Below are 23874 nucleotides of genomic sequence, written 5' to 3'. Positions count from 1 at the left end.
ACCGCCGACGCTGCCCATAGCGATCCTGCTGTTATGGACAACGTCGGCGGTTTCTGACCGGTTAACCGGGTGACTTATTCGCCTTCAGCGGGCGGAGGCGGCATTTTACCGTCCTGCGGGCCCTTTTCCGTCAGGCGTTTCTCAAAGTTAGCGTTGTACTGCTTTTTCTGCTCCGGCGTCAGCACGTTGTAGATTTTGTTCTGCGTTTCCATCATCTGCACCGCATTTTCCTTCGCATTTGCCGTCATTTTCTCCGCCTGGGCTTCCGCTTTTGCACGGTCGAAAGTGTCAGCAGCGATAATGCTGTGGTTAGCGCGGCGCTCTTCCAGCGATGGACGCTTCATCTCTTTGTGGCTGTCACGCAGGATGGTCCGGATTTGGGTTTTCTGCGCATCGGTCAGGTTCAGATCTTTGAACATCATTTCCATGCCGTGCGGGTGCATAGGTTTGTGCATCGGCTTCTCTGTGCCCGCCGGGGGTGGCGTCAGGTTATCAGCAGCCGCGTGGACGATATTGGCGGCACCCAGTGCCATGGTGGTAGCCAGAAAAAGGGAAGTCAGTTTACGCATAATATTGTCCTTACTTTTCAGTTTCATGACGACAGCCTGTGTCGCGTCTTCGGAAACAAGCATACGACGCTGAACGTCAACTACTCAGAGGCTGAGTAAAGCCCTGAAAGCATAGAAGACAAAAATCGGGCAATCATGAAGAGATTGCGAAGAAATGCGTGAGGAATTGCAAAAGAGTATGACAATCAAGGGAATAATGCAGGTATTACGGAGGAGTGTAATGATTTTGCTGCCATTGCGGAAGGAAAAAGTGTGCGACTGAGGCCGGGGCAACGGACCAGCGCCGTTGCCCGCCGCGGGGCTCACTCTGCTGGTGACGCAACCCGTGAACCCTGCTGCGCCGTCTCCTCCACCAGCATCAGGCCGGCACGCAAACCAGGCGCTACCTGCGGATTCGGGAAAAGCACGTACTCGCGTGCCTGCTGCACGTAATAGCGGGTTTCCCCCTCTTCCGCCAGCAGCGTGCCCTGCGGGAACGCCGTAAAGTTCAGGGTTTCCGGCCCCATGTGCAGCACAAACTCTTCGCCGTGCCGGGTGATTTGCTGCGTCACGTGATAGTGGCGCGGCCGCGCCTGCACCGCGGACAGCGTTTCACCATAGAGTAATGCGGCCAGCGCCTGCTGCGCGCCGTGAAACTGACTGAGATCGTTGCGGCCAAACGGCAGCGCTTTGCCCAGCTCCAGCGTGCAGCTCGCGGCATCATGGTGTTCACAGCTGTAGTGGGTAAACGTCCCGCCCGGCGCCCGGTGAAACACCAGCGCCTCCAGCTTTGCCGCCGCCAGCCAGTGCAGAAAGGCCGCTGGCCACGGCCGGGTATTCAGCGGCAGAACGCCGAAGCGCGTATGGTACGAACCGCGAATCGCGGTATGTAAATCAAGGTGCCAGCGGATTTCGCGCTCGCGGCACGCGCGCCAGAAGTTCTCCAGCGCCTGTTCCAGCCGCAGCGCCCGCTGCGCTTCCGGCACATCGGCCACCTGCTGCCAGCGTCCGCCAAACAGACGGTTGATATCATACTGCTGATAGCGTTTGCCGCTGCGCAGCGCCGCCGGATTACCCAGGATAACCAGCAGCCGCACCGCCAGCGGCTTTTCTCCGCGCAACAGCGGCGACAGCAACAGGTTAAGCATTTCAACCGGCGCCGTTTCGTTGCCGTGGATACCGGCCGACAACACCAGCGCCTGCTGCGCCGGCTGAACCGGCGTCAGCGACAGAATACCCTCATCATGCCACTGCCAGCTGAGATGGGCGTTACTGCCCTGACGCTGCGCCGGCGGCTGGCCTGACAGCGTCTGCTGTAAAAAATCCTGCATGTCTGCTCCTCTCTGTCCGGGGCGGCCCCGCCGCCCCGACATTAACGCTGAAACGCGTAGACGCTGCCTAAATCCAGCAGCCGGGTCAGCTCATCCAGCGCCTCACGTCCTTCCCGCAGTAAATGCGGATCGGCCAGATCCGCCTGTGTCAGGCGATCGCGATAGTGGCGATCCACCCAGTCATTAAGGGTAGCAAACAGGCGATCGTTCATTAATACCGCCGGATTCAGCGCCTGACGTTCGGCCTCCGTCAGCACCACGCGCAGGCGCAGGCAGGCGGGACCGCCACCGTTGCACATACTTTCGCGCAGGTCGAACACGCGCAGTTCACGCAGCAGCCCGCCGCGCTCCACCTGTTCCGTCAGATAGCGCCAGACGCCGGCATGCTGCCGCGACTCCTCCGGCAGCACCAGCAGCATGCCACCCGCCGGATGCTGCAGCAGCTGGCTGTTAAACAGGTAAGTCTGTACGGCATCTGCCACGGAAACGCGATCGGCAGGCACCACGATGGCTTCAAAGCCCGCCACCCGCTGTGCCAGCTGCTGCAACAGCCGGGGCTGATCCACAAATGCCTGTTCATGGCAGAAAAAGAGCTGCTGGTTGCTGACCGCAATCACATCATTGTGAAACACCCCCTGATCGATAACCGCCGGATTCTGCTGCGCAAACAGCGTACGCGCGCTGTCCAGCTGATGCAGGCGCGCCACCGCTTCACTGGCTTCGCGCGTCTGGCGTGCCGGATAACGCGACGGCGCCACGCCGTGTGGCTGCCCTTCCCGGCCATAGACAAACAGCTGCACGCCCGCATCACCATAGTTTGCTCCGAAGCGGTTGTGATTCGCTGCGCCTTCGTCACCAAACAGCGCCACCGGCGGCAGGGCATCATGCACGCTGAAGTGCTGCGGATCGCGGAAAATGGCGCGCAGCAAATCGGCCGTTTCCGGTGCCTCGATCGCGCGGTGAAATTTGTTATTCAGGTTGGCGACGGTGAAGTGTACCCGCCCGTCGGCGCTGTCGGCGGACGGTGAGACGGTGGCCGCATTCGCCACCCACATCGCCGAGGCAGAGCTGGCCGCCGAGAGCAGCTGCGGCGCCTGCTGCGCTGCCCGCGCCAGCACCTGTTCATCGCTGCCGCTGAAGCCGAGCTGACGCAGCAGCGGCAGATTGGGACGCTCATGCGGCGGGATCACCCCCTGCACATAGCCCATATCCGCCAGCGCTTTCATCTTCAGCAGCCCCTGTTTTGCCGCCAGCCGCGGATTGGAAGGCTGCAGCTGGTTGCGGGTTGAGGCTTCATTCCCGAACGACAGCCCGGCATAGTGGTGCGTCAGGCCCACCAGGCCGTCGAAATTCGCTTCCCGCGCTATCATGATGTGGCTCCGTCAGTTGAGAAATCCAGTCCCGGTGACAGGCTGCCTGGCAGCGTCAGGCTCGGGCTCTCCAGCGAGGCCATAGGCCAGGCGCAGTAATCTGCGGCATACCAGGCGCTGGCGCGGTGGTTGCCGGAGGCACCGATGCCGCCAAAAGGCGCGGTGCTGGCGGCACCGGTCAGCGGTTTGTTCCAGTTAACGATGCCGGCACGCGCCTCCAGCAGCAGCTGATCAAACTGCTCCCGCTGCGGTGAAATGAGCCCGCACGACAAGCCATAGCGGGTGTGGTTGGCCAGATGGATGGCCTGCTGATAGCTGTCGTAGCGGATCACCTGCAGCAGCGGACCAAAAACCTCTTCATCCGGCAGGGCGGCCACCGCCGTCATGTCGATAATGCCGGGCGTCAGAATGGCGCTTTCGCGATCCGGCCACTGCATCTCCAGCAGTACTCTGCCCCCCAGCGCGATACGCTGCTGCCAGGCGCTGTAGATCTGCCCGGCCGCCGCCGGAGAAATCACGCTGCCCATAAACGGCTGCGGTTCGGCATCCCAGGCGGCGGGTTGCAGACGCGCGCTGACCGCCACCAGCCGCTGCAGAAAGGCATCGCCCGCCGCGCCGCGTTTAACCAGCAGGCGACGTGCACAGGTGCAGCGCTGTCCGGCGGTAATAAAGGCTGACTGAATGGCAATGTGTACCGCGCCATCTATGTCTGCCGGGTCCTCGACGATCAGCGCGTTGTTGCCGCCCATCTCCAGCGCCAGCATCTTCTCTGGCTGCCCGGCAAACTGACGATGCAGGTGATAGCCGGTGGCGGCGCTGCCGGTAAACAGCAGGCCATCAATCTGGTTTTCCTGCGCCAGCGCCTGTCCGGTTTCGCGCCCGCCCTGCACCAGCGACAGCACGCCTGCCGGCAGTCCGGCCTGCTGCCACAGCTGGACGATTTTTTCTGCGGTCAGCGGCGTCAGTTCACTGGGTTTAAACACCACGCAGTTGCCTGCCAGCAGCGCCGGAACAATGTGGCCATTCGGTAAATGCCCCGGGAAGTTATACGGGCCAAAGACCGCCAGCACGCCATGCGGGCGATGGCGCAGCGAACTCTCCCCTTCCGCCTGCTCGCCGGTGCGCGCGTGATACGCCTTCACCGAAATCGCCACCTTATTTATCATCGCCTGGATTTCCGTCAGCGTTTCCCAGCGCGGCTTACCGGTCTCCCGTGCGATGATATCGGCCAGCGCCGTTTTATTGCTCTCCAGCAGGCGGGCGAATGCCTCTACCTGTGCCTGACGCGCGGCGAAAGGCTGGCGTGCCCAGCCCGGAAAGGCCGCACGCGCCGCTTCACAGGCGGCGGCCACCTGAGCGGGCGCCGCGGCGTTGCCCTGCCACAGCATCTCGCCGCTGACCGGATTATGTTTGCTGAAGGCGTCTGCGCCACCGGGCTGCCACTGCCCGTTAATAAAATGCGTCATGCTTGTTTCTCCTCGCGGCACAGCGTTACCACACGCAGTGCGTCGCCATATTCACAGCACAGCGCGGCGCGCTGGCTCTCGTTCATCCGGACGTCACCCGACGCCATGTCCACCGGCAGCAGCGTGACGCGGAAGCGGTGGTAGTCGCAGTTTGCCACCAGACACAGGGGCCAGTGCGCATCTGCCTCCCCGGCCACCGCCTGCAGCACCCGGCTTTTGCGGATGGCGCGGATGCGGTCAATCTCGCACTCCAGCGTCGGTCCGCCGTCGAAAATATCGACGTAATTCTGATAGCGGAACCCTTCGGCCTCCAGCACCGCCCGCGCCGGCACGGTTTTCGGGTGCACCTCGCCAATCACCTTCTGTGCGGCTTCCGACAGATAATGGATATACAGCGGATGCTTGGGCATCAGTTCAGCGATAAAGGCTTTCTGGCCGGTGCCGCTGAGAAAATCGGCCTGGCGAAACGCCATGGAAAAGAAGTGGCTGCCCACGCTATCCCAGAACGGCGAATGGCCGTTTTCATCACTGACGCCGCGCATTTCCGCCACCACGTGCTGCGTAAAGCGCTCGCGGAAATTGGCCATAAACAGAAAGCGCGATTTGGACAGCAGATGTCCGTTTTTACCGTCGCGGTAATCGGGGTCGAGGAATAAGGTACAGAGCTCGCTGCTGCCGGTGTGATCGTTACTGAGCGACAGCGTAGGCAGGCTGGCATAGACGTTCAGCTCTTTTGAGGCATGAACCTGGGTGCCAACGCGAAAGTTGTACCACGGGTCCTGCAGCCCGACCGCCACTTCAATGGCGCAGATGCCCACTGCACGATTGTCGGCGCTGTCTGCCAGCACAAACACATACCCCTGCTCTGCACGCGGCAGCGCGTCCTGCCAGGTCGCGATAGCGCGCTCAATGCGCGCTTTCAGCGTCTCGCTGTCGGCGGGCAGCGACGTCAGGCCGCCGCCGGTTTTACCCGCCAGCGCCATCAGCTGTGCCAGATCGTCACGTTCGACGGGGCGAATCACCATCATGATGTGGCTCCTTTGAGCACGCGTTCGCAGGCCCGCTCAAACCGCGCCAGGCCCTCTTTGACTTCCTGCTCGCTGATATTGAGCGCGGGCGCAAAGCGCACGACGTTAGCGCCGGCAATCAGCACCATCACGCCTTCTTCGGCTGCGGTGAGGTTGAACTGTTTGGCTTTGCCAGCGAAATCTTCATTCAGCACCGCGCCAATCAGCAGCCCGAGGCCGCGAATTTCTTTAAATACCGGCAGCCGCTGATTAATCTGCTGCAGCGCCTCAACGAACCACTGATGGCGTTCGCTCACGCCCTGCAGGAACGCCGGCTGATTGATCAGCTCCATGACTTTACCGGCCACTGCGCCCGCCAGCGGGTTACCGCCATAGGTGGTGCCGTGCGTGCCCGGGCCCATCACCTGCGCCAGATCTTCGCGCGTCAGCATGGCACCAATCGGGAAGCCGCCACCCAGGGCTTTGGCGGTGCTCAGCACATCCGGCGTGACGCCATAATGCATATAGGCATACAGCGAACCGGTACGGCCCACACCGCTTTGCACTTCATCAAAAATCAGCAGCGCCTGGTGTTTGTCACACAGCTCACGCAGGCCGCGCAGGAAGGCGGGATCGGCCGGCAGTACGCCGCCCTCGCCCTGAATCGGCTCGACGATCACCGCACAGGTCGTGTCATTGATCAGCGCGGCGGCGGAGGCAAGATCGTTAAAGGCGGCGTGCTGAATCGCGGGCGGCAGCGGCGCAAAATCACGCGAGTAGGCAGGCTGACCGCCGGCTGACACGGTGAACAGCGTACGGCCGTGGAAGGCGTTGGTAAACGCCACGATGCCCTCTTTACCGGCACCAAAACGATCGTGCGCCACTTTGCGCGCCAGCTTCAGCGCGGCTTCATTCGCTTCCGCCCCGGAGTTACAGAAAAACACCCGGTCAGCAAAGGTGGCGTCAATCAGTTGCCTGGCAAGGCGCAGAATCGGCTCATTGGTGTAGCCGTTGCCGGTATGCCACAGCTTTGCGGCCTGGTCTGTCAGCGCCTGTTGCAAGGCAGGATGCGCATGGCCCAGCGCGTTAACGGCAATGCCACCGGCGAAGTCAATGTACATTTTTCCCTGTTGATCCCATAACGTGGACCCTTCAGCACGCACCGGCACAAAAGCCGCAGGGGCATAAACCGGCATCATCCATTGATCAAAATCGTGACGTGTAACCTGCAGTGACATAGCCCTTTCTCCTGCCTCACCGCGGTGAAGCTTTTGTTTTAAAATTGTTAAATTGAGGTAAGTTGCAGCCCGACTATAAAGTGCAGTAACCGTGCCAGCCAGAGGAGAAAGTGCATAAAAGCCGGGCAACAACGTAATATCAATGGGTTACAACTTGTTATTATTCACTTTAAATGCATAAAAAGTGAATAAATGTCTGATGCAGGCCGATGGCAGAGATTAATTACGCAGAATTATGCAGTGGCGAAACGAAATGTTGCTTTTGTGATCGCACAACACATATTTTGCCAAAATGACGCGCAGAGTACGCTGTGACAGGGCGCTGTGCACTGTGCCAGTGCACAGCCCGGCCTCTTCGCGCGGTACTGAAGATTGTATTGTGCCGTTATGCGTTAACACTGAATTAACACCCGACTTTTTTAACCCTGCCATGATTTACCTTCATCATGCTGAAAATGACGAAGGTTATTATCGCCACGGAAATAATCTGACAGAGCGGGCGGATTAGTTTGTTAACCTGCTAATTATTAGCGCACTTAAAATATAATCACATGGAACTTTATTGCATAGCCTTATGCAATAACGCGACAAAAAGGAAACTGAATAAACATCAGGAGCAAAATAAACAAAAATTCAATAAAAACAATAAATTATATATTTTAATCTGTTTATAAAATAACCATTTGATAATAATAAATACTGATTACGCTGCGGTAAATTTGAATTACCAGCTTAAAAAAAGCACAAAATATCAACAGGAAATATCTGGTTACAACTATTGCACTATAGATTATTACCCTTTTGTGTCATTTTCTTTTCACCCCGCCTGCCGGGGAAATAAATTAAAAAAATGACAGGGTAAAATAATCAATGATGAAGCGCTCGTTACTGGCAGCAGTGATGCCTTTACTGCTGGGACTTTCAACGGCTCAGGCCGCCGAAATCTACAATAAAGATGGCAATAAGCTGGATCTGGTTGGCAAAATCAACGTGTCACACCTGTTTTCCAACGACAGCAGCAACGACGGTGATACCTCGTCTTATACGCGTCTGGGTTTCAAAGGCGAAACCAAAATTAACGACCAGCTGACCGGTTATGGTTTCTGGCAATCTCAGTTCAGCCTGCGTAACTCGGAAGGCGCAGACGCTCAGGCCGGAAATAAAACCCGCCTCGGCTATGCCGGCCTGAAATTCGGTCAGTTTGGATCGGTGGATTATGGCCGTAACTACGGGCTGATCTATGACGTGCTGGGCTACACCGATATGCTGCCGTTCTTCGGCGGTGATTCCGGTTATGTGGATGCGTTCCTGTCGGGTCGCTCGACCGGCGTGCTGACCTGGCGTAATAAAGATTTCTTTGGTCTGGTGAAAGGCTGGAGCGTCGCTGCACAGTATGAAGGCAAAAACGAGCGTTCTGACAGCGCGACTGCCTCTAACCTTGCCGTGCGTCGTTCAAACGGTGACGGTTTTGCCCTCTCCACCGCCTATGACACCGATTTTGGCCTGAGCCTGAGCGCAGCCTATGCCAGCCTGGATCGCGTAACCGCGCAGAATCGCGCCGCCTTTGGCCGCGGTGAAAAAGCGGAACACTGGGAAACCGGTGTGAAATATGACGCCAACCAGCTGTATCTCGCCACTATTTATGGCGAATCACACAACGCAACGCCGGTTGGCAATACCGGGTTTGCCAATAAAGCGGTGAACTTTGAAGCGGTTGCGCAGTATCAGTTCCTGAACGGGTTCCGTCCGTCGCTGGGCTATGTCTCGTCCAAAGGCAAGGATCTGGAAAACGTAGGCGATGCCTGGCTGTTTAAATATGCCTCGGTGGGCGCGACTTACTACTTCAACAAAAATATGTCGGTGTACAGCGAATACCGCATTAACCTGCTCAAAGAGGATAATGCCCTTGGCCTGAAAACCGACGACATCACCGCTGTTGGCCTGGTGTATCAGTTCTGATCCCACACTACCCTCATTGCCGTCCGGCAGTGTCGGCTGAGACGGCTAATCATAGGGCAGCGCAGGCTGCCCTTTTCTTTTGCCGCTGCGCAGATCGGGCGGAGGCTCAGGGTGCCATCACGTCAAACCGGTCTGTACTGCCCTGATCGAGCGCCACCGGCGCCTGCAGCTGCAGGGTAATCCAGTTCGACGTCACGCGGTTCTGCTTGCTGTCTTCCAGCGTCACCGACAGGCGGTAACGGTTGCTGGCGCCGGGTGAGCTGTCCCAGGCCGGCATAATGATGCTCCAGCCCTGCGGATCGTCCGGGTTTGCCCCTGGCGTCAGGCTCAGCGCCTGGGTGTCGCCCTGCCAGCTGACTTTACTGATAGGGTTGGCGCTGCGGATTTGCAGCTTCAGTGGCAGGCTCTCACCCGGGTTCAGCTGCCAGGGCGGCGTGGCGAGAAAAACCGACAAGGTTTTGCGCTGGCGGAACTCCAGCACCGGCGTACTGCTGCGCGTCACGGTATCGTAGCGACTGCCGCGCAGTGAGCGGGTGGCGGCAACATTATCCGGGCTCAGCTGCTGGCTCAGCGCAACGCCAAAACGGTAATTCAGCCGTAAGCCGAGCTGATCCTGACTCTCCCCTTCGCTGCTGGTTTTATGACTGGCGGAAACGGTGACCAGCGGCACCGGCGTATAGGAAAGCCCCAGCGTCAGCGCCGAGGGGTTGTGATAACGGTTGCCGGAATTAAACAGGTCGACATTGTTGCCGAGATATTGCTGCCAGCTGACCGAGACGCCCAGCTGACGATAAAACGGCAAATACCCCTGCGTGGTGAAATCATAGCCGCGGGCAAGGCGCTGCTGCTGGAAAGGGTTGCGGTTATGCCAGCCGGAGAGCGGCGTGTAGTAATTGGCAGAAAAGCGCAGATAGTCGGTCCAGGCTTCGGTGCCGAGCGACGCGCGCTGCAGGCCGCTGCTGAACATGCGATCGACAAAGCCGTTATAGCCCAGCAGCCAGTTGCCGGCGACCCAGCGCTGGCCAAGCCCGGCGTTGCCAATCAGCCCGTCTTCCGTCTGATGCAGGCCCACCTGGCTGAAAGTCAGATACTGATAGCGATCGACCCACGGCGTCAGCAGCGATGCACCGCTGCCGGTGAAGTTGCCGTCCATGTCCACGTTGAAGTCAATCTGCGCCTGGCCATAAGGCGACAGCAGCGACTGCCCCTCATCGACGACCCGGTTGGCTACCTCATCGCGAAAGTGGTTAAACGCCCAGATACCCGCCTGCTGCCCCAGCGAGGTCTCATCACTGCTGTTCTGGCTGGCCTCGCCGATGCTTTTGGCGATGGTCGCCAGCTTTTTACTGAAGGCGGCGCTGTCATCCTGGTACCCCAGCGCGGGCAGATTGTCCGCCATTTTGCGAAAACGGGCAGCGTCAGCAAAGGGCGTCTCGGAAATGTGCGGCGTGTCGGTATAAGCCCGCACCGGCATGGCGCTAAACACAACAGGCACGGCAAACAGCAGCGGTAAGGTGGATCGAATCAGTAACAGTGGCGACATAACAGCATTCAGGTTGGTTAGTTCAGAATTAGAGGTAGCTCACAAAACTGCACTAAATTACCTTAACACATCCGCGCGGCTCTGTAGGACATGTCTTGCTCTGACGGCCATTTTTGCGCACGCAGGCGCGCGGCACACCGCCTGACGCGATGATCAAAAAAAGGCTGCCCGATGGGCAGCCTTGTGTATGTGCGGTCAAACCGGCCGGCAGACCGGCCAGACAGGCGACGCGCGCCTGCCCGGTTAAAAGCCGAGGCTGTCCAGCAGGTCGTCCACCTGGTCCTGGCTGGAGACCACGCCCGGTGCGTTAGCATGGATCTGCGGTCCGTTCAGCAGGCTGTTGCCATCTTTCCGCGCGGCCGCATTCGCTTCCGGCATGTTTTCCAGCAGTACCATCAGCAGCTGACGCTCGATCTCCTGGATCACATCCATCATGCGTTTGATCACCTGACCGGTGAGGTCCTGGAAATCCTGCGCCATCATGATTTCAAGCAGCTGCTTGTTGGTGTACGCCGTATGCGACGGCACATCGGACAGGAACTCGCGCGTATCCGAAACCAACTCGCGCGCATCCGCCAGCTCAATCGGATTTTCAAACCATGCGTCCCAGCGGCCTTTCAGCTGGTTCGCGCTGGCTTCCATTTTGTCCTGGTGTGGCTGGGCAGCTTCGACGCAGTTCAGCGCACGTTCCGCTGCCTGGGCCGTCATCTGTACCACGTAATCCAGACGATCGCGGGCATCCGGAATGGCCTCCGCCGCTTCGGCAATGGCCTGATCCAGTCCCAGTTCGCGCAGGCTGTCACGCAGCATACGCGTCAGAGAACCAATGCGGGAAATAATTTCGTGTGCCGAGATTTCTTCAGTTGATTTCGGAAGGTCGCTCATCACATCTCCTTACATACCCAGTTTTTCGAAGATTTTACCTAACTTCTCTTCCAGGGTAGCGGCGGTAAAAGGTTTTACCACGTAACCGCTGGCGCCGGCCTGCGCAGCCGCAATGATGTTCTCTTTCTTGGCTTCTGCCGTCACCATCAGCACCGGCAATTTGCCCAGCGTGGCGTCAGCACGAATGGTCTGCAGCAGTTCCAGACCATCCATGTTTGGCATGTTCCAGTCGGAGATCACAAAGTCAAAGCCGCCGGCACGCAGTTTGGTCAGTGCGTCTACGCCATCTTCCGCTTCTTCAACGTTGTTGAAGCCCAGTTCTTTGAGCAGGTTGCGGACGATACGACGCATCGTGTTGAAGTCGTCCACTACCAAAAAGCGCATGTTTTTATCAGCCATATCTACTCCTGTGTTGTCTTGTCCGGCAGGACCGGCTCGTTAAATTCGCAATGCCTGTCCGGCGCTAATTTTTGCCAGCATGTGCTGGCTGATGTGGCTTAAATCCACCACCTCACTGGCTCCGCCCATCGCTATCGCTTCGCGCGGCATGCCAAATACCACGCAGCTGGCTTCATCCTGGGCAATGGTCCAGGCGCCGGCGCGATGCATTTCCAGCATCCCCGCAGCCCCGTCGTTACCCATACCGGTCAGGATGACCCCCACTGCATTTCGTCCTGCATTAACGGCAACCGAGCGGAACAGCACATCCACAGAGGGTTTGTGCCGGTTCACCGGCGGGCCATCATTCAGTTTTACGACATAGTTCGCCCCGCTGCGCCCCAGCTCCATGTGCATGGCACCGGGTGCGATATAGGCGTGCCCGGGCAGAATACGCTCGCCGTCTTCCGCTTCTTTTACGGTGATCTGACACAGCTTGTTCAGACGCTCCGCAAAAGAGCGGGTGAAGCCGGGCGGCATATGTTGCGTAATCAGCAGCGCCGGGCTGGTGGCCGGCAGCGGCTGCAGCACGTGGCGAATCGCTTCGGTGCCGCCGGTGGAGGAGCCGATGGCAATCAGCTTCTCACTACTCAGCAGCGGGCCGGCTTTCAGCATGGCGGGCGCAGGCATTGCGGCGCGCACGTGCAGCCTGGCGCGTGCCGCCGCGCGGATTTTGTCCGCAATCATCTGGCTGTAGGCCAGCATGCCTTCACGAATGCCCAGCTGCGGTTTGGTGACAAAATCCACCGCCCCCAGCTCCAGCGCACGCAGCGTCACTTCAGAACCTTTTCCGGTCAGCGACGACACCATCACCACCGGCATCGGACGCAGACGCATCAGCCTTTCCAGAAAGTCGAGACCGTCCATACGTGGCATCTCAACGTCCAGCGTCAGCACCTGCGGGTCATACTGTTTGATCAAATCCCGCGCCACCAGCGGGTCCGGCGCCGTCGCGACCATCTCCATATCGGGATGGCTGTTGATGATCTCCGTCATCAACTGACGCATCAGCGCGGAGTCATCCACGCACATCACGGTGATTTTGCTCATCGTCTTTCCTTGGTCAGTCCATAGACTGTCTGTCCACGTAACCAGAACTCTTTACTGATCTGACTAAAGTTCTCTGAATGTCCGGCAAACAGCAGACCGCCGGGCTTCAGCAGGGGGACAAAACGGCGCAGAATTTTTTCCTGCGTCTCTTTATCGAAATAGATCATCACGTTGCGACAAAAAATTGCGTCGAACGGGCCCGGCAACGCCCAGTCGTTTGCCAGTAAGTTCAGCTGCGCATAACTCACCATGCTGGCCAGTTCCGACCGCACCCGCACCATGCCGGCGTGCGGTCCGGTGCCGCGCAGGAAGAAGCGCTGCAGCTGCGATTGCGACAGCGTGCGCAGCTCCTCCTGGCGATAAACGCCCGCCACGGCCTTTTCCAGCACCTGCGTATCGATATCGCTGGCGTGGACCGTAAACTTACCCGGCCCGGTTCCCAGCGTTTCGGCCAGCGTCATGGCGATGGAGTAAGGCTCTTCTCCGGTGGAGGCTGCCGTGCTCCAGACGCTGAAGTTGCCACTGCGCTTGCGCGCATGCTCAGCCAGAATCGGAAAATGGTGCGCCTCACGGAAAAAGGCGGTCAGGTTGGTGGTCAGGGCGTTAACAAACGCCTGCCACTCAGCGCTGTTGGGATCCTGTTCCAGCAGCGCCAGATAGCGACCAAAATCATCAATATTCAGCGTGCGCAGCCGGCGTACTAAGCGGTTGTACACCATCTCACGCTTGTGATCGGCCAGCACAATTCCTGCGCGCTGATAGATCAGCTGGCTGATACGACGAAAATGTGCATCCGAGAGCGGCAGACGCTGCACCATTTGTGAGAGCAGCGTTGTCGCTTCGTTTTGATCCAATAACGTCGATTTCTTCATTTCGGGTTACCCGGCAACAGACTGATTAAATTGTGATACTGCGGTTGCTACTGTGCTGCCAGTGCACACCATTCACACGGGCCGCCTTGCAGCGGCCACAAGGGTTAAAAGGTTTCCCAGTTATCGTCAGCGCCGCGTGCGCCTGTGGCGGATGCCAGTGCAGGTGCCGCACTCTGACGCGCAATTTTTGGCGCTGTAGTTACGTTAACGGCCTGGGCGACAAATTCTTTACCAATATTGAACACTGCGACTGACTGTTTCAGTCGGCTGGCCTGATCTTCCAGCGCAGCAGCAGCGGTAGCAGACTCTTCCACCAGCGCGGCGTTCTGCTGCGTCACGCGATCCATCTCGTTAACCGCCAGTCCAACCTGGTCAATCCCGCGGCTCTGCTCGTCTGACGCAGACGCGATTTCGCCCATGATGTCGGTTACGCGGGTGACCGCACTGACAATTTCGCTCATGGTTTCGCCGGCGCTCTCCACCAGCACGGAACCGGTGTTCACGCGGTTAACCGAGTCTTCAATCAACCCCTTAATCTCTTTTGCCGCCTGCGCGCTGCGCTGCGCCAGGCTGCGCACTTCACCGGCTACCACGGCAAAGCCGCGCCCCTGCTCGCCGGCACGCGCCGCTTCCACCGCGGCGTTCAGCGCCAGGATGTTGGTCTGGAAGGCGATACCGTCAATCACGCTGGTGATGTCTGCGATCTTTTTCGAACTGCCGGCAATGTCTTTCATGGTGGTGACCACGCCATCCACCACTTTGCCGCCCTGCTGCGCGGTCTCGGAGGCGGTAAGCGCCAGTTTGGACGCCTGACGCGCGTTCTCGGCGTTCTGTTTCACCGTGGCGGTGAGCTGCTCCATGCTGGCCGCGGTTTGCTCCAGCGAGGCCGCCTGCTGCTCCGTACGGGAAGAAAGATCGTTGTTGCCCATCGCGATTTCGCTGGCACCGGTGTAGATCGCTTCAGAGCCATCGCGGACGGTGCGGACGGTGCGCGCCAGCTCCTGCTGCATGTGCTGCAGTGAACTCAGCAGATCGCCCATTTCATTGCGCACGCTGACGTCCACCGGCTGGGTGAGATCGCCGCGGGCGATATGACGGATATGTTCAATGCTCTGCTTCAGCGGACGGATCAGCGCCGTGCGCATTCCACTCCACACCAGCGCAATCACCAGCAGCGTCACCAGCAGCGTGCCCAGTACCAGCAGGATAGAGCGCTGATAGGCGCTTTCGTTGGCATCGACGCCCTGCTTAGCCAGCACCAGGTTATAGGCCAGCCAGGCGTTGTAATCTTTTTCAAATTTGTCCTGGAAACCCTGCGTTGGCTGGTCAACAAAGCCTTTGAAATTCCCGCTGCCGAGAAACTCAATCAGCTCTGCCAGCGCACCGCGATAGGCTTTATAGTTGGCCTGCAGCGCCAGTACGTTATCCGCACTTTTGCCCGCTTCAGACAGGCTGGCATTGAATTCGTCAAAACCCTGATCGGCAACTTTTAACTCTTCGTTGGCCAGTGCCACCAGGTCTTTTACCGAGGCGCCGGAGCCGGACTGCTGACTGTCCAGCAGGTAGCGGATACCGGCACGGTTCAGCGTGTTACGCGCCTGCACCAGTGAAACCCAGGACGTGCCCATCGCGCGCTGCAGCGTGCTCAGGCGCTGGTTATAAGCGAAATTATCTTTATCGGCTTTCACCGTTGTAAAAAACATTCCTCCGGAAAACAGCTGCAGCAAAGCAAACAGCGCCAGTACACACAGCAAACCGGATACCACTCGAATACGACTGAACATACACACCTCGTTGGTTGGCGAATCGCTGGAGTTATCGGCGCTGGCGCACGAATCTTTATGGATGGGATGGCAGACAGCACACGGGCGACCCGCTGGGTCGCCCGTGTCTACCGGCTGAAGCCGGCAAAGGCTCAGGTGCGGCTGTACAGCACAGCGCGCGGCTCAGGCTTAGAACGTTTCCCAGTTCGCATCGCTGACCGGCGCGGCAACCGCTTTACGCGGCGCGCCGGCGGCTGCGGTGGCCACCTGACGTGGCGCAGCCGCTGCCTGCAGAGCCCGCGGGATACGGAACACCGCCACTGACTGGCTCAGGCGGCTGGCCTGCTCCTCCAGCGAGGCGGCGGCCGCCGCGGACTCTTCCACCAGCGAGGCGTTCTGCTGCGTCACGCGATCCATCTCGTTTACCGCTTCACCGACCTGATCGATGCCGCGGCTCTGCTCGTCAGAGGCGGATGCAATCTCACCCATGATATCGGTCACGCGCGTCACGGCGCCGACGATGTCATTCATCGTCTCGCCAGCGGTTCCCACCAGCTGCGAACCGGCATTCACGCGATTAACGGAATCCTCGATCAGCCCCTTGATCTCTTTCGCCGCCTGGGCACTGCGCTGTGCCAGGTTGCGCACCTCACCGGCGACCACGGCAAAGCCACGGCCCTGCTCGCCCGCGCGCGCCGCTTCCACCGCGGCGTTCAGCGCCAGAATATTGGTCTGGAAGGCGATGCCATCGATCACGCTGGTAATATCGGCAATCTTCTTCGAACTGCCGGCGATATCGCTCATGGTGCGCACCACGCCCTCAACCACATCACCCCCTTTACGGGCGGTTTCTGAGGCGTTCAGCGCCAGCTGTGACGCCTGACGCGCGTTCTCGGCATTCTGCTTCACGGTAGCGGTCAGCTGCTCCATGCTGGCAGCGGTCTGCTCCAGCGAAGCGGCCTGCTCTTCAGTGCGTGCGGAGAGATCGTTGTTGCCGGCAGAGATTTCGCTGGCTCCGGTGAAAATCGCGTCCGACCCGTCACGCACGTTGCTGACGGTGCGCACCAGCGACTGCTGCATCTCGTGCAGGCTGCCCGCCAGCTGGCTCATCTCGTTGCGCCCTTCGACCGTGATGGTCTGGGTGAGATCGCCGGAGGCGATATGGCGGATATGGCCCAGCAGCTGGTGCAGCGGCTGAATCAGTACGCTGCGCAAGCCAAACCAGCAGCCAGCGATCACCGCAATCACCACCACCGCCACCGAGAGCAGCAGCCACATCATGGCATTAAAGGCACGCTGGTTCTGCGCCACACCTTCTGCCGACAGCGCGCTCTGCGCCGCACGCCACTCTTCATAGGTGGCTTTCATTTTGACCTGCTTAGCTTCGATGTTCTGGTCAAACATGCCCTGCAGATCGTTGGCTTTCAGGCGCGCCAGCATGGCTTTCAGGCCCTCATTGAAGGTGCCGTAATCCGCTTCCAGTCGCTCAGTCAGCGCTTCCGGCAAGCCCGGCGTCGAAGGCATATCGTAGTAACGCTTATAGTGACCGGCGGCCACATCCAGCTGTTTCTCGGTCTGGGCGATCAGCGCCGCCAGCTGGCCGCCGTTGGTCTGCGACGCCATGCTGCCCTGCATGCGCAGCATGGCGCGGTTCAGCACGGTTCGGGTCTGGTTCAGCTCAATCCAGGCGTCGGACATGGCCGCCACGTTTTCGGTTGACGTCTGGGCAACGGCAAATGCCTCTTTATCTTTTTGTAATGCCGACCAGAACAGGCCGCCGGAAATAAGCTGCAGTGCACCAAAGATCAGCAGAACGATGATCAGGCTGGTGACGACATTGATTCGTTTTAACATGGTGTCTCCAAAAGGGGTTTTAACTTCCCTGTTATCGACCACCATGCTGAATTTTTGAGGGGTTTTTCGCGGCTTTATAAAGGATCATTCTGTAATTAAGCTTTTCTTCAGTCTTTTATAACTAAAGAAAGCAGCAGAACGCTGCGCCCTCCGGTCCGGGGAGAGGCGCAGCAGCCGATCAGAAGGTTTCCCAGTGACTGTCGCTGACCGGGGCCGTCACCGCTTTGCGCGCGCTGCTGGTTACCGGCGGGGCGATTTGCGGATGGCGTGTCGCCGTGCCGCTGGCCGCCGTCTGCGGGATGCGGAATACCGCCACCGACTGGCTCAGGCGGCTGGCCTGCTCCTCCAGCGAGGCCGCCGCCGCCGCGGACTCTTCCACCAGCGAGGCGTTCTGCTGGGTGACACGATCCATCTCGGTTACGGCTTCGCCCACCTGATCGATCCCGCGGCTCTGCTCATCGGAAGCCGAGGCGATTTCCCCCATAATGTCAGTCACGCGCGTGACCGCACTGACGATTTCACTCATGGTCTCCCCGGCGGTGCCCACCAGCTGTGAACCGCTGTCCACGCGGCGCACTGAATCTTCGATCAGCCCTTTGATCTCTTTCGCCGCCTGCGCGCTGCGCTGCGCCAGGCTGCGCACTTCACCTGCCACCACGGCGAAGCCGCGGCCCTGTTCGCCCGCGCGCGCCGCTTCCACCGCAGCGTTCAGCGCAAGGATGTTGGTCTGGAAAGCGATGCCGTCGATCACGCTGGTAATGTCAGCGATTTTCTTTGAACTGCCGGCGATGTCGCGCATGGTGCGCACCACCCCTTCCACCACATTGCCACCCTTCTGCGCGGTTTCTGACGCGCTCAGCGCCAGCTGCGAGGCCTGACGCGCGTTTTCGGCGTTCTGCTTCACGGTGGCGGTCAGCTGCTCCATGCTGGCAGCGGTCTGCTCCAGTGAAGCGGCCTGCTCTTCGGTGCGCGCGGAGAGATCGTTATTGCCGGCAGAGATTTCGCTGGCGCCGGTGAAAATCGCGTCCGATCCGTCGCGCACGTTGCTGACGGTGCGCACCAGCGACTGCTGCATTTCGTGCAGGTTACTGGCCAGCTGGGTCATCTCGTTACGGCCGGTCACGGCAATCGGCCGGGTCAGATCGCCCTGCGCAATGTGCCGGATGTGGGCGATATTTTCATTCAGCGGCGCAATCAGTATGCGACGCAGCCCTGCCCAGCACAGCGCGATTGCCAGCAGCACCAGCAGCATAATCACGCCCAGTATCCACAGCATATGCGTATAGGCACTGGCGTTTTTCACAATGCCCTGTTCGGCCAGGTGCGCCTGATCGGCACGCCACTCGGTGTAGACCTGCAGGAAAGCACTCTGGCTGGGTGCCACCGGCACCTTGCCGGCGGCATCCAGGTTGCCGGCAACCAGCGCGGTCTGCATCTGCGCCAGCGCTGACGCATAGGCGGTGTAGGTGCTTTCCAGCCGGCTGTTCAGTTCAGCGTTCTGTCCCGGCGTGTCCGGCGTGGCTTTAAACAGTTCGAAATTTTTCGCCGCCGTCTGCTGGAAAGTCTGGCTGTCGGTAAACAGCGAGGCGATATCCGGCGCTTTGCCATCCAGCTTGCTGTTGGCAATGCGCAGCTGAATACGCGTCAGCACCACGCGGCTTTGATTGAGGCTCATATAAGCATCGGTGAGCGCTTCAAGATTTTTGCTTGCCAGCTGTGAGGTGTTAAAGCTGGTTTTATCATCGCTTAAGGCCGAGAAAAACACGCCGCCGGCGAACGCCTGCAGCAGGCCAAACATCAGCAATACCAGCAGCAGGCTGGTGACGACACGGATTTTGGTTAACATAGAGAGCCCTGAAAAAGAGAGAAGTTTGCAGGAGAGTTATCGGCGCGGGCGGCTAAAGATTGAGCGAATACAGACGAGATTTTCTTTTTTTATTGTTTATTAACAATCAGTTACAACATGACGTGACTATCACGGGCCGCCGGGGCAGCCCGTGATGGGTGGATTACGCGCTGCGCAGCGTGTCCACCAGCGCCATCTCTTCGCTGCTCAGCAGCTTTTCAATATCGACCAGGATCAGCATACGCTCACCCAGCGCACCCAGACCGGTCAGGTACTCGGTGGACATGGTGACGGCAAATTCCGGTGAAGGACGAATCTGATCCTGCGTCAGCGACAGCACATCTGAAACGCCATCGACCACGATGCCCACCACGCGGTGCTCCAGATTCAGCACGATAACCACGGTGTTTTCGTTGTAATCCACGTCCGGCTGCGAGAATTTCACGCGCAGATCGATGATGGGCACGATCACGCCGCGCAGGTTGGTTACGCCTTTAATAAATTCCGGCGTGTTTGCAATACGCGTTACCTGGTCGTAGCCGCGAATCTCCTGCACCTTCAGGATATCGATGCCGTACTCTTCATCACCGAGGGTGAAAACCAGGAACTCCTGGCCGACGGTTTCGCCAGCGATTTTGGTCACGGTTGCCATGTCAGTCATTTTTTTTACCCTTTCGTTATCAGTTACGCTGCGGCACCGGCCACACGCTTTTCACGGTTCAACGATTGCAGAGCCGAAACATCCACAATCAGCGCCACGCTGCCATCACCAAGGATGGTGGCGGCTGAAATGCCCGGCACTTTGCGATAGTTACTTTCCAGGTTCTTCACCACCACCTGATGCTGACCAATCAGCTGATCGACCAGCAGTGCATAGCGACGTCCGGCACTTTGCAGAATCACGACAATGCCCTGCGTGGCGTCGGTTTTGGCATTCTGGACATCAAACACATTCCACAGCTCAACCAGCGGCAGGTACTCGCCGCGCACTTCCAGCACGCGCTCGCCACCGGCCAGCGGTTTCAGCTCTGCGGCGGTCGGCTGCAGGGACTCCATCACGGCGTTAAGCGGCAGAATGAACACCTCGTCCGCCACGCGCACTGACATCCCATCGAGGATTGCCAGCGTCAGCGGCAGCAGGATGCGGATGGTGGTGCCTTTGCCCTGCTTCGAGGCAATTTCGACGTGACCGCCCATCTCCTGAATATTTCGTTTCACCACGTCCATGCCTACGCCGCGTCCGGAGACGTCGGTGACCTGTTCTGCCGTGGAGAAGCCCGGGGCGAAAATCAGCATACCGACTTCTTCGTCACTCATGCTGTCGCTTACCGGCAGGCCGGAAGAGAGCGCTTTCGCCAGAATGCGTTCACGGTTCAGACCGGCACCGTCATCAATCACTTCGATGCAGATGTTACCGCCCTGATGTTCTGCTGACAGCGTCAGGTTGCCCACTGCCGTTTTGTTGGCGGCCAGGCGTTTTTCCGGCGTTTCAATCCCGTGGTCAAGGCTGTTACGCACCAGGTGCGTTAACGGATCGATAATGCGTTCAATCAGGCTCTTATCCAGTTCGGTCGAGCTGCCGAGCAGCGTCAGCTCGACTTCTTTACCCAGCTTGCTGGCCAGATCGCGCACCAGACGCGGGAAGCGGCTGAAGACATACTCCATCGGCATCATACGGATCGACATCACCGATTCCTGCAGATCGCGCGCGTTACGCTCCAGCTGCCCCATGCTGTTCAGCAGGTCGCCGTGCGCCACCGGGTCGAGTGCACCGGAGCGCTGTGCCAGCATAGACTGGGTAATAACCAGCTCGCCGACCAGGTTAATCAGCTGATCCACTTTCTCAACCGCCACGCGGATGCTGCTGGATTCGCTGGATTTGGCCGGCGCGGCGGCGCGTTTGGCTTCGCGCTTCACGGCAGGCGTAATGTCGGTGACGGTCGCGGTCTGCACCGGCTCAGCCACAGCGGCGACTTCCGGCTGCGCGGCTTGCGCAGCGGCTTCGGCGGCAGGCGCCTCGCCCGACGGGAAGCGAATCTGTTTTTCATCAATGACAAAGCACAGCACGGCCACGATGTCATCTTTGCCGACGCCATCAATGGTGGCTTCCAGCGAACTGGCGCCTTTTACCACGTCTGTCAGCGTGCCGAGGTTGCCCAGCTCTTCCAGCAGCAGATCCGGCTCTTTCTCTTTCAGATCCACCAGCTGCAGGCGCAGGCCACTGCTGGCCACCGGGGCTGGGGCGGCGGCGGCCACCGCGACGACTTTCGGCGCGTCTGGCGCTATGCCTTTTGCTTCCAGCGCCAGCTGACGCAGGGCTTCGCAGATGTAATTAAAGCTTTCTGCATTAGGCTCCTGCGCGGTTTTATAGGCATCGAGCTGTTCCTGCATAATATCTTTGGTTTCCAAAAACAGGTTGATGATGTCGGTGCTGAGCTGCATTTCGCCGCGGCGCGCACCATCCAGAATGTTTTCCAGGATGTGAGTGGTTTCCTGTAAAACCGTAAAGCCAAATGTACCGGCTCCGCCCTTGATGGAGTGGGCGGCGCGGAAGATGGCGTTCAACTGCTCGGAATCGGGCTCCTGGGGATCAAGTCCCAGCAGGTGTTGCTCCATATCCGCTAACAGCTCATCGGCTTCGTCAAAAAACGTCTGGTAAAAATCGCTGATGTCCATACTCACGGGATCACCTCGGCTGTGAGGGTTGGTCTGGTGTCACCGCGCCAGTAGCAGGCGCTGCCGCTGCTGCCGGCGCCGTCGCAGGTGCCGGCGTAGCCGGTGCTGCGGTTGGGGCTGCCGGAGCAGAAGCCGCCGCCGGCACTGCCGGTGCGGTAATGTTGGGTATAATCTGCGCCGGATCGCTCACCTGCACGGCGTCGCTCTCGGCATTCTCTTTTTCAATCGCTGCTTCGGTGTCATGATTCAGCACCAGCAGGCTGATACGGCGGTTAACCGCATCATTTGCGCCCCGGTTTTTCAGCTTCATGGTGTCGGCCATGCCGACCACGCGCAGCATCTTGCCGGCATCCAGACCGCCTGCCACCAGCTCACGACGTGAGGCGTTAGCGCGATCCGCGGACAGTTCCCAGTTGCTGTAGCCACGTTCACCGTTGGCATACTGGAAATCATCGGTATGGCCGGACATACTGATTTTGTTCGGAATATCATTCAGCACCGGGGCAATCGCACGCAGAATATCGCGCATGTACGGCTCCACTTCGGCACTGCCGGTTTTAAACATCGGGCGGTTCTGGCTGTCGATAATCTGAATCCGCAGCCCCTCATCGACCATGTTAATAATCAGATGCGGACGCAGCGCTTTCAGGCGTGGATCGGCTTCAATCAGCTGATCGAGCTTTTCACGCAGGCGATTGAGGCGCAGCTCTTCCAGCTTTTTCTTCTGCGCGTCCATATCCACCACCTTATGCACCTCACCCTCTTTGCGCGTCGGATCGTCACCGCCGCCGGGAATCGGGCTTTCGCTGTCGCTGCTGCGCGCGCCGCCGGTCAGCGCCACTTTCAGCGGCGTGCGAAAATACTCGGCAATCTGCACCAGCTGTTTCGGGCTGGAGATTGACAGCAGCCACATCACCATAAAGAACGCCATCATCGCCGTCATAAAGTCGGCATAGGCAATCTTCCACGAACCGTGGGCACCATGATGACCTTTATGTTTGCGCTTTCTGACCAGCACAATAGGGTGATTGCCTGCCTTCATGAGTTCTCATCCGCGGTTTGTTTCGCCGGATTCTTGGCATTACGGACATGCTCTTCCAGCTCGGTAAACGAAGGACGCTCGGTGGAGTAAAGCGTTTTACGGCCAAACTCTACGGCGATCTGCGGCGCATAACCGTTAAGACTGGAGAGCAGCGTCACCTTCACGCACTGCATCATCTTGGTGGTTTCTGCACACTTCTGACGCAGCACGGAAGCCAGCGGTGAAATAAAGCCGTACGCCAGCAGAATACCGAGGAAGGTTCCCACCATCGCGTGCGCCACCAGCGCCCCCAGCTCGGCGGCCGGACGGTCAGCGGATGCCAGGGCGTGTACCACTCCCATTACCGCCGCGACAATACCAAACGCCGGCAGGCCGTCACCCATCGAGGATAAACTTTGTGCTGGTACTTCACACTCGTGCTCGTAGGTTTCGATCTCTTCATCCATCAGTGCTTCAATTTCGAAGGCGTTCATATTGCCGCTCACCATCAGTCGCAGATAGTCCGTAATAAAGTCCACTAATGGTTTATCGGACAAAAGACGCGGATAGTTAGCAAAAATTTCGCTCTGGCTGGGATCTTCAATGTCGCGCTCCAGCGACAGCATGCCCTGCTGACGGGATTTCGCCATCAGGCGATACAGCAGCGCCATTAAATCCATGTACACGGCTTTGTTATATTTTGAACCGCGCATCAGCAGCGGCAGCGCTTTTAAGGTTTTCTTAATTGCCTTGCCATTGTTGCCGACCAGAAAAGCCCCGATCGCCGCCCCACCGATAATCAGCAGTTCAGAAGGCTGGTAGAGCGCGCCTAAATGGCCACCGACCATCATATAGCCGCCCAACACGGAGGCAACAACCACGATATAACCCAGAATAATCAGCACAAAAACATCCTTACGTCCGTAACGTGTTGGTGGAAGTTAAGCCAGAGAGCCGCAGGTGTTATTCGCAGGGAAGGGGCAAAAAAAAAGCAGCGGTATTAACCG

Annotated in this window: 19 protein-coding genes; 1 reads left to right on the top strand and 18 read right to left on the bottom strand. The window is 58.8% G+C overall.

Annotated features, from left to right (window positions below; translation table 11 throughout):
• Window positions 1-74: 74 nt before the first annotated feature.
• From spy to D8B20_RS07465, 6 genes are all read right to left on the bottom strand, one after another.
• A complete protein-coding gene (gene spy / locus D8B20_RS07490) occupies window positions 75-569 on the bottom strand; it encodes an ATP-independent periplasmic protein-refolding chaperone Spy (RefSeq protein WP_145888283.1) in 495 nt (164 codons plus the stop codon).
• Between the two features lie 302 nt (window positions 570-871).
• A complete protein-coding gene (gene astE / locus D8B20_RS07485; RefSeq protein ID WP_145888282.1) occupies window positions 872-1879 on the bottom strand; it encodes a succinylglutamate desuccinylase in 1008 nt (335 codons plus the stop codon).
• Between the two features lie 41 nt (window positions 1880-1920).
• Window positions 1921-3249 carry an N-succinylarginine dihydrolase gene (astB, locus tag D8B20_RS07480; protein WP_145888281.1) on the bottom strand — a complete coding sequence of 443 codons (1329 nt, stop codon included), beginning with the start codon at window positions 3247-3249 and terminating at the stop codon, window positions 1921-1923.
• On the bottom strand, window positions 3246-4715 hold the full coding sequence (astD, locus tag D8B20_RS07475; protein WP_145888280.1) for a succinylglutamate-semialdehyde dehydrogenase: 1470 nt from the start codon (window positions 4713-4715) through the stop codon (window positions 3246-3248). The genes astB and astD overlap by 4 nt, the downstream gene beginning before the upstream one ends.
• The gene (gene astA / locus D8B20_RS07470; RefSeq protein ID WP_145888279.1) at window positions 4712-5743 is read right to left on the bottom strand and encodes an arginine N-succinyltransferase; all 1032 of its coding nucleotides are present in this window, start codon (window positions 5741-5743) and stop codon (window positions 4712-4714) included. The genes astD and astA overlap by 4 nt, the downstream gene beginning before the upstream one ends.
• Complete coding sequence (locus tag D8B20_RS07465; protein WP_145888278.1) at window positions 5740-6960, bottom strand: aspartate aminotransferase family protein; 1221 nt, start codon at window positions 6958-6960, stop codon at window positions 5740-5742. Before D8B20_RS07465 ends, astA begins: the two co-directional genes overlap by 4 nt.
• An 870-nt stretch (window positions 6961-7830) precedes the next feature.
• Between D8B20_RS07465 and D8B20_RS07460 the strand changes: the two genes are divergently transcribed.
• Entirely contained in the window at window positions 7831-8919 is a 1089-nt protein-coding gene (locus D8B20_RS07460; RefSeq protein WP_145888277.1) for a porin, read from the top strand.
• A 106-nt stretch (window positions 8920-9025) separates the two neighbouring features.
• Here the strand turns inward: D8B20_RS07460 and D8B20_RS07455 are convergent, their stop codons facing one another.
• The 12 genes from D8B20_RS07455 to motA all read right to left on the bottom strand — a co-directional run bounded on the left by D8B20_RS07455 (window position 9026) and on the right by motA (window position 23772).
• Entirely contained in the window at window positions 9026-10393 is a 1368-nt protein-coding gene (locus tag D8B20_RS07455; RefSeq protein WP_261388089.1) for a YchO/YchP family invasin, read from the bottom strand.
• A 312-nt stretch (window positions 10394-10705) separates the two neighbouring features.
• On the bottom strand, window positions 10706-11347 hold the full coding sequence (cheZ, locus tag D8B20_RS07450) for a protein phosphatase CheZ (RefSeq protein WP_145888275.1): 642 nt from the start codon (window positions 11345-11347) through the stop codon (window positions 10706-10708).
• 9 nt (window positions 11348-11356) lie between these two features.
• Window positions 11357-11746 carry a chemotaxis response regulator CheY gene (cheY, locus tag D8B20_RS07445; RefSeq protein ID WP_021506272.1) on the bottom strand — a complete coding sequence of 130 codons (390 nt, stop codon included), beginning with the start codon at window positions 11744-11746 and terminating at the stop codon, window positions 11357-11359.
• Between the two features lie 39 nt (window positions 11747-11785).
• Window positions 11786-12835 (bottom strand): protein-glutamate methylesterase/protein-glutamine glutaminase, encoded by a 1050-nt coding sequence (locus tag D8B20_RS07440; protein ID WP_145888274.1) that lies wholly within the window; start codon window positions 12833-12835, stop codon window positions 11786-11788.
• Window positions 12832-13707: a protein-glutamate O-methyltransferase CheR gene (gene cheR, locus D8B20_RS07435; protein WP_145888273.1), complete on the bottom strand. Its 876-nt coding sequence runs from the start codon at window positions 13705-13707 to the stop codon at window positions 12832-12834. Before cheR ends, D8B20_RS07440 begins: the two co-directional genes overlap by 4 nt.
• A gap of 104 nt (window positions 13708-13811) precedes the next feature.
• On the bottom strand, window positions 13812-15491 hold the full coding sequence (locus D8B20_RS07430) for a methyl-accepting chemotaxis protein (protein ID WP_145888272.1): 1680 nt from the start codon (window positions 15489-15491) through the stop codon (window positions 13812-13814).
• 168 nt (window positions 15492-15659) lie between these two features.
• Window positions 15660-17324 carry a methyl-accepting chemotaxis protein gene (locus D8B20_RS07425; RefSeq protein ID WP_145888271.1) on the bottom strand — a complete coding sequence of 555 codons (1665 nt, stop codon included), beginning with the start codon at window positions 17322-17324 and terminating at the stop codon, window positions 15660-15662.
• A gap of 178 nt (window positions 17325-17502) precedes the next feature.
• Window positions 17503-19170 carry a methyl-accepting chemotaxis protein gene (locus D8B20_RS07420; protein ID WP_145888270.1) on the bottom strand — a complete coding sequence of 556 codons (1668 nt, stop codon included), beginning with the start codon at window positions 19168-19170 and terminating at the stop codon, window positions 17503-17505.
• Between the two features lie 163 nt (window positions 19171-19333).
• Window positions 19334-19831 carry a chemotaxis protein CheW gene (cheW, locus tag D8B20_RS07415; RefSeq protein WP_128602205.1) on the bottom strand — a complete coding sequence of 166 codons (498 nt, stop codon included), beginning with the start codon at window positions 19829-19831 and terminating at the stop codon, window positions 19334-19336.
• A gap of 23 nt (window positions 19832-19854) precedes the next feature.
• Window positions 19855-21846: a chemotaxis protein CheA gene (gene cheA, locus D8B20_RS07410; RefSeq protein ID WP_186454431.1), complete on the bottom strand. Its 1992-nt coding sequence runs from the start codon at window positions 21844-21846 to the stop codon at window positions 19855-19857.
• A gap of 10 nt (window positions 21847-21856) precedes the next feature.
• Entirely contained in the window at window positions 21857-22888 is a 1032-nt protein-coding gene (gene motB / locus D8B20_RS07405; RefSeq protein ID WP_145888268.1) for a flagellar motor protein MotB, read from the bottom strand.
• Window positions 22885-23772: a flagellar motor stator protein MotA gene (motA, locus tag D8B20_RS07400; RefSeq protein ID WP_145888267.1), complete on the bottom strand. Its 888-nt coding sequence runs from the start codon at window positions 23770-23772 to the stop codon at window positions 22885-22887. The genes motB and motA overlap by 4 nt, the downstream gene beginning before the upstream one ends.
• Window positions 23773-23874: the final 102 nt, after the last annotated feature.

It is taken from the genome of Candidatus Pantoea soli, assembly GCF_007833795.1.
Taxonomy (GTDB): Bacteria; Pseudomonadota; Gammaproteobacteria; order Enterobacterales; family Enterobacteriaceae; genus Pantoea; species Pantoea soli.
This window is presented reverse-complemented; position numbering and strand designations above follow the sequence as displayed.

Coding starts and splice junctions, on each gene's coding strand:
- spy (WP_145888283.1), bottom strand. CDS start 569: ATGCGTAAACTGACTTCCCTTTTTCTGGCTACCACCATGGCACTGGGT.
- astE (WP_145888282.1), bottom strand. CDS start 1,879: ATGCAGGATTTTTTACAGCAGACGCTGTCAGGCCAGCCGCCGGCGCAG.
- astB (WP_145888281.1), bottom strand. CDS start 3,249: ATGATAGCGCGGGAAGCGAATTTCGACGGCCTGGTGGGCCTGACGCAC.
- astD (WP_145888280.1), bottom strand. CDS start 4,715: ATGACGCATTTTATTAACGGGCAGTGGCAGCCCGGTGGCGCAGACGCC.
- astA (WP_145888279.1), bottom strand. CDS start 5,743: ATGATGGTGATTCGCCCCGTCGAACGTGACGATCTGGCACAGCTGATG.
- D8B20_RS07465 (WP_145888278.1), bottom strand. CDS start 6,960: ATGTCACTGCAGGTTACACGTCACGATTTTGATCAATGGATGATGCCG.
- D8B20_RS07460 (WP_145888277.1), top strand. CDS start 7,831: ATGATGAAGCGCTCGTTACTGGCAGCAGTGATGCCTTTACTGCTGGGA.
- D8B20_RS07455 (WP_261388089.1), bottom strand. CDS start 10,393: ATGCCGGTGCGGGCTTATACCGACACGCCGCACATTTCCGAGACGCCC.
- cheZ (WP_145888275.1), bottom strand. CDS start 11,347: ATGAGCGACCTTCCGAAATCAACTGAAGAAATCTCGGCACACGAAATT.
- cheY (WP_021506272.1), bottom strand. CDS start 11,746: ATGGCTGATAAAAACATGCGCTTTTTGGTAGTGGACGACTTCAACACG.
- D8B20_RS07440 (WP_145888274.1), bottom strand. CDS start 12,835: ATGAGCAAAATCACCGTGATGTGCGTGGATGACTCCGCGCTGATGCGT.
- cheR (WP_145888273.1), bottom strand. CDS start 13,707: ATGAAGAAATCGACGTTATTGGATCAAAACGAAGCGACAACGCTGCTC.
- D8B20_RS07430 (WP_145888272.1), bottom strand. CDS start 15,491: ATGTTCAGTCGTATTCGAGTGGTATCCGGTTTGCTGTGTGTACTGGCG.
- D8B20_RS07425 (WP_145888271.1), bottom strand. CDS start 17,324: ATGTTAAAACGAATCAATGTCGTCACCAGCCTGATCATCGTTCTGCTG.
- D8B20_RS07420 (WP_145888270.1), bottom strand. CDS start 19,170: ATGTTAACCAAAATCCGTGTCGTCACCAGCCTGCTGCTGGTATTGCTG.
- cheW (WP_128602205.1), bottom strand. CDS start 19,831: ATGACTGACATGGCAACCGTGACCAAAATCGCTGGCGAAACCGTCGGC.
- cheA (WP_186454431.1), bottom strand. CDS start 21,846: ATGGACATCAGCGATTTTTACCAGACGTTTTTTGACGAAGCCGATGAG.
- motB (WP_145888268.1), bottom strand. CDS start 22,888: ATGAAGGCAGGCAATCACCCTATTGTGCTGGTCAGAAAGCGCAAACAT.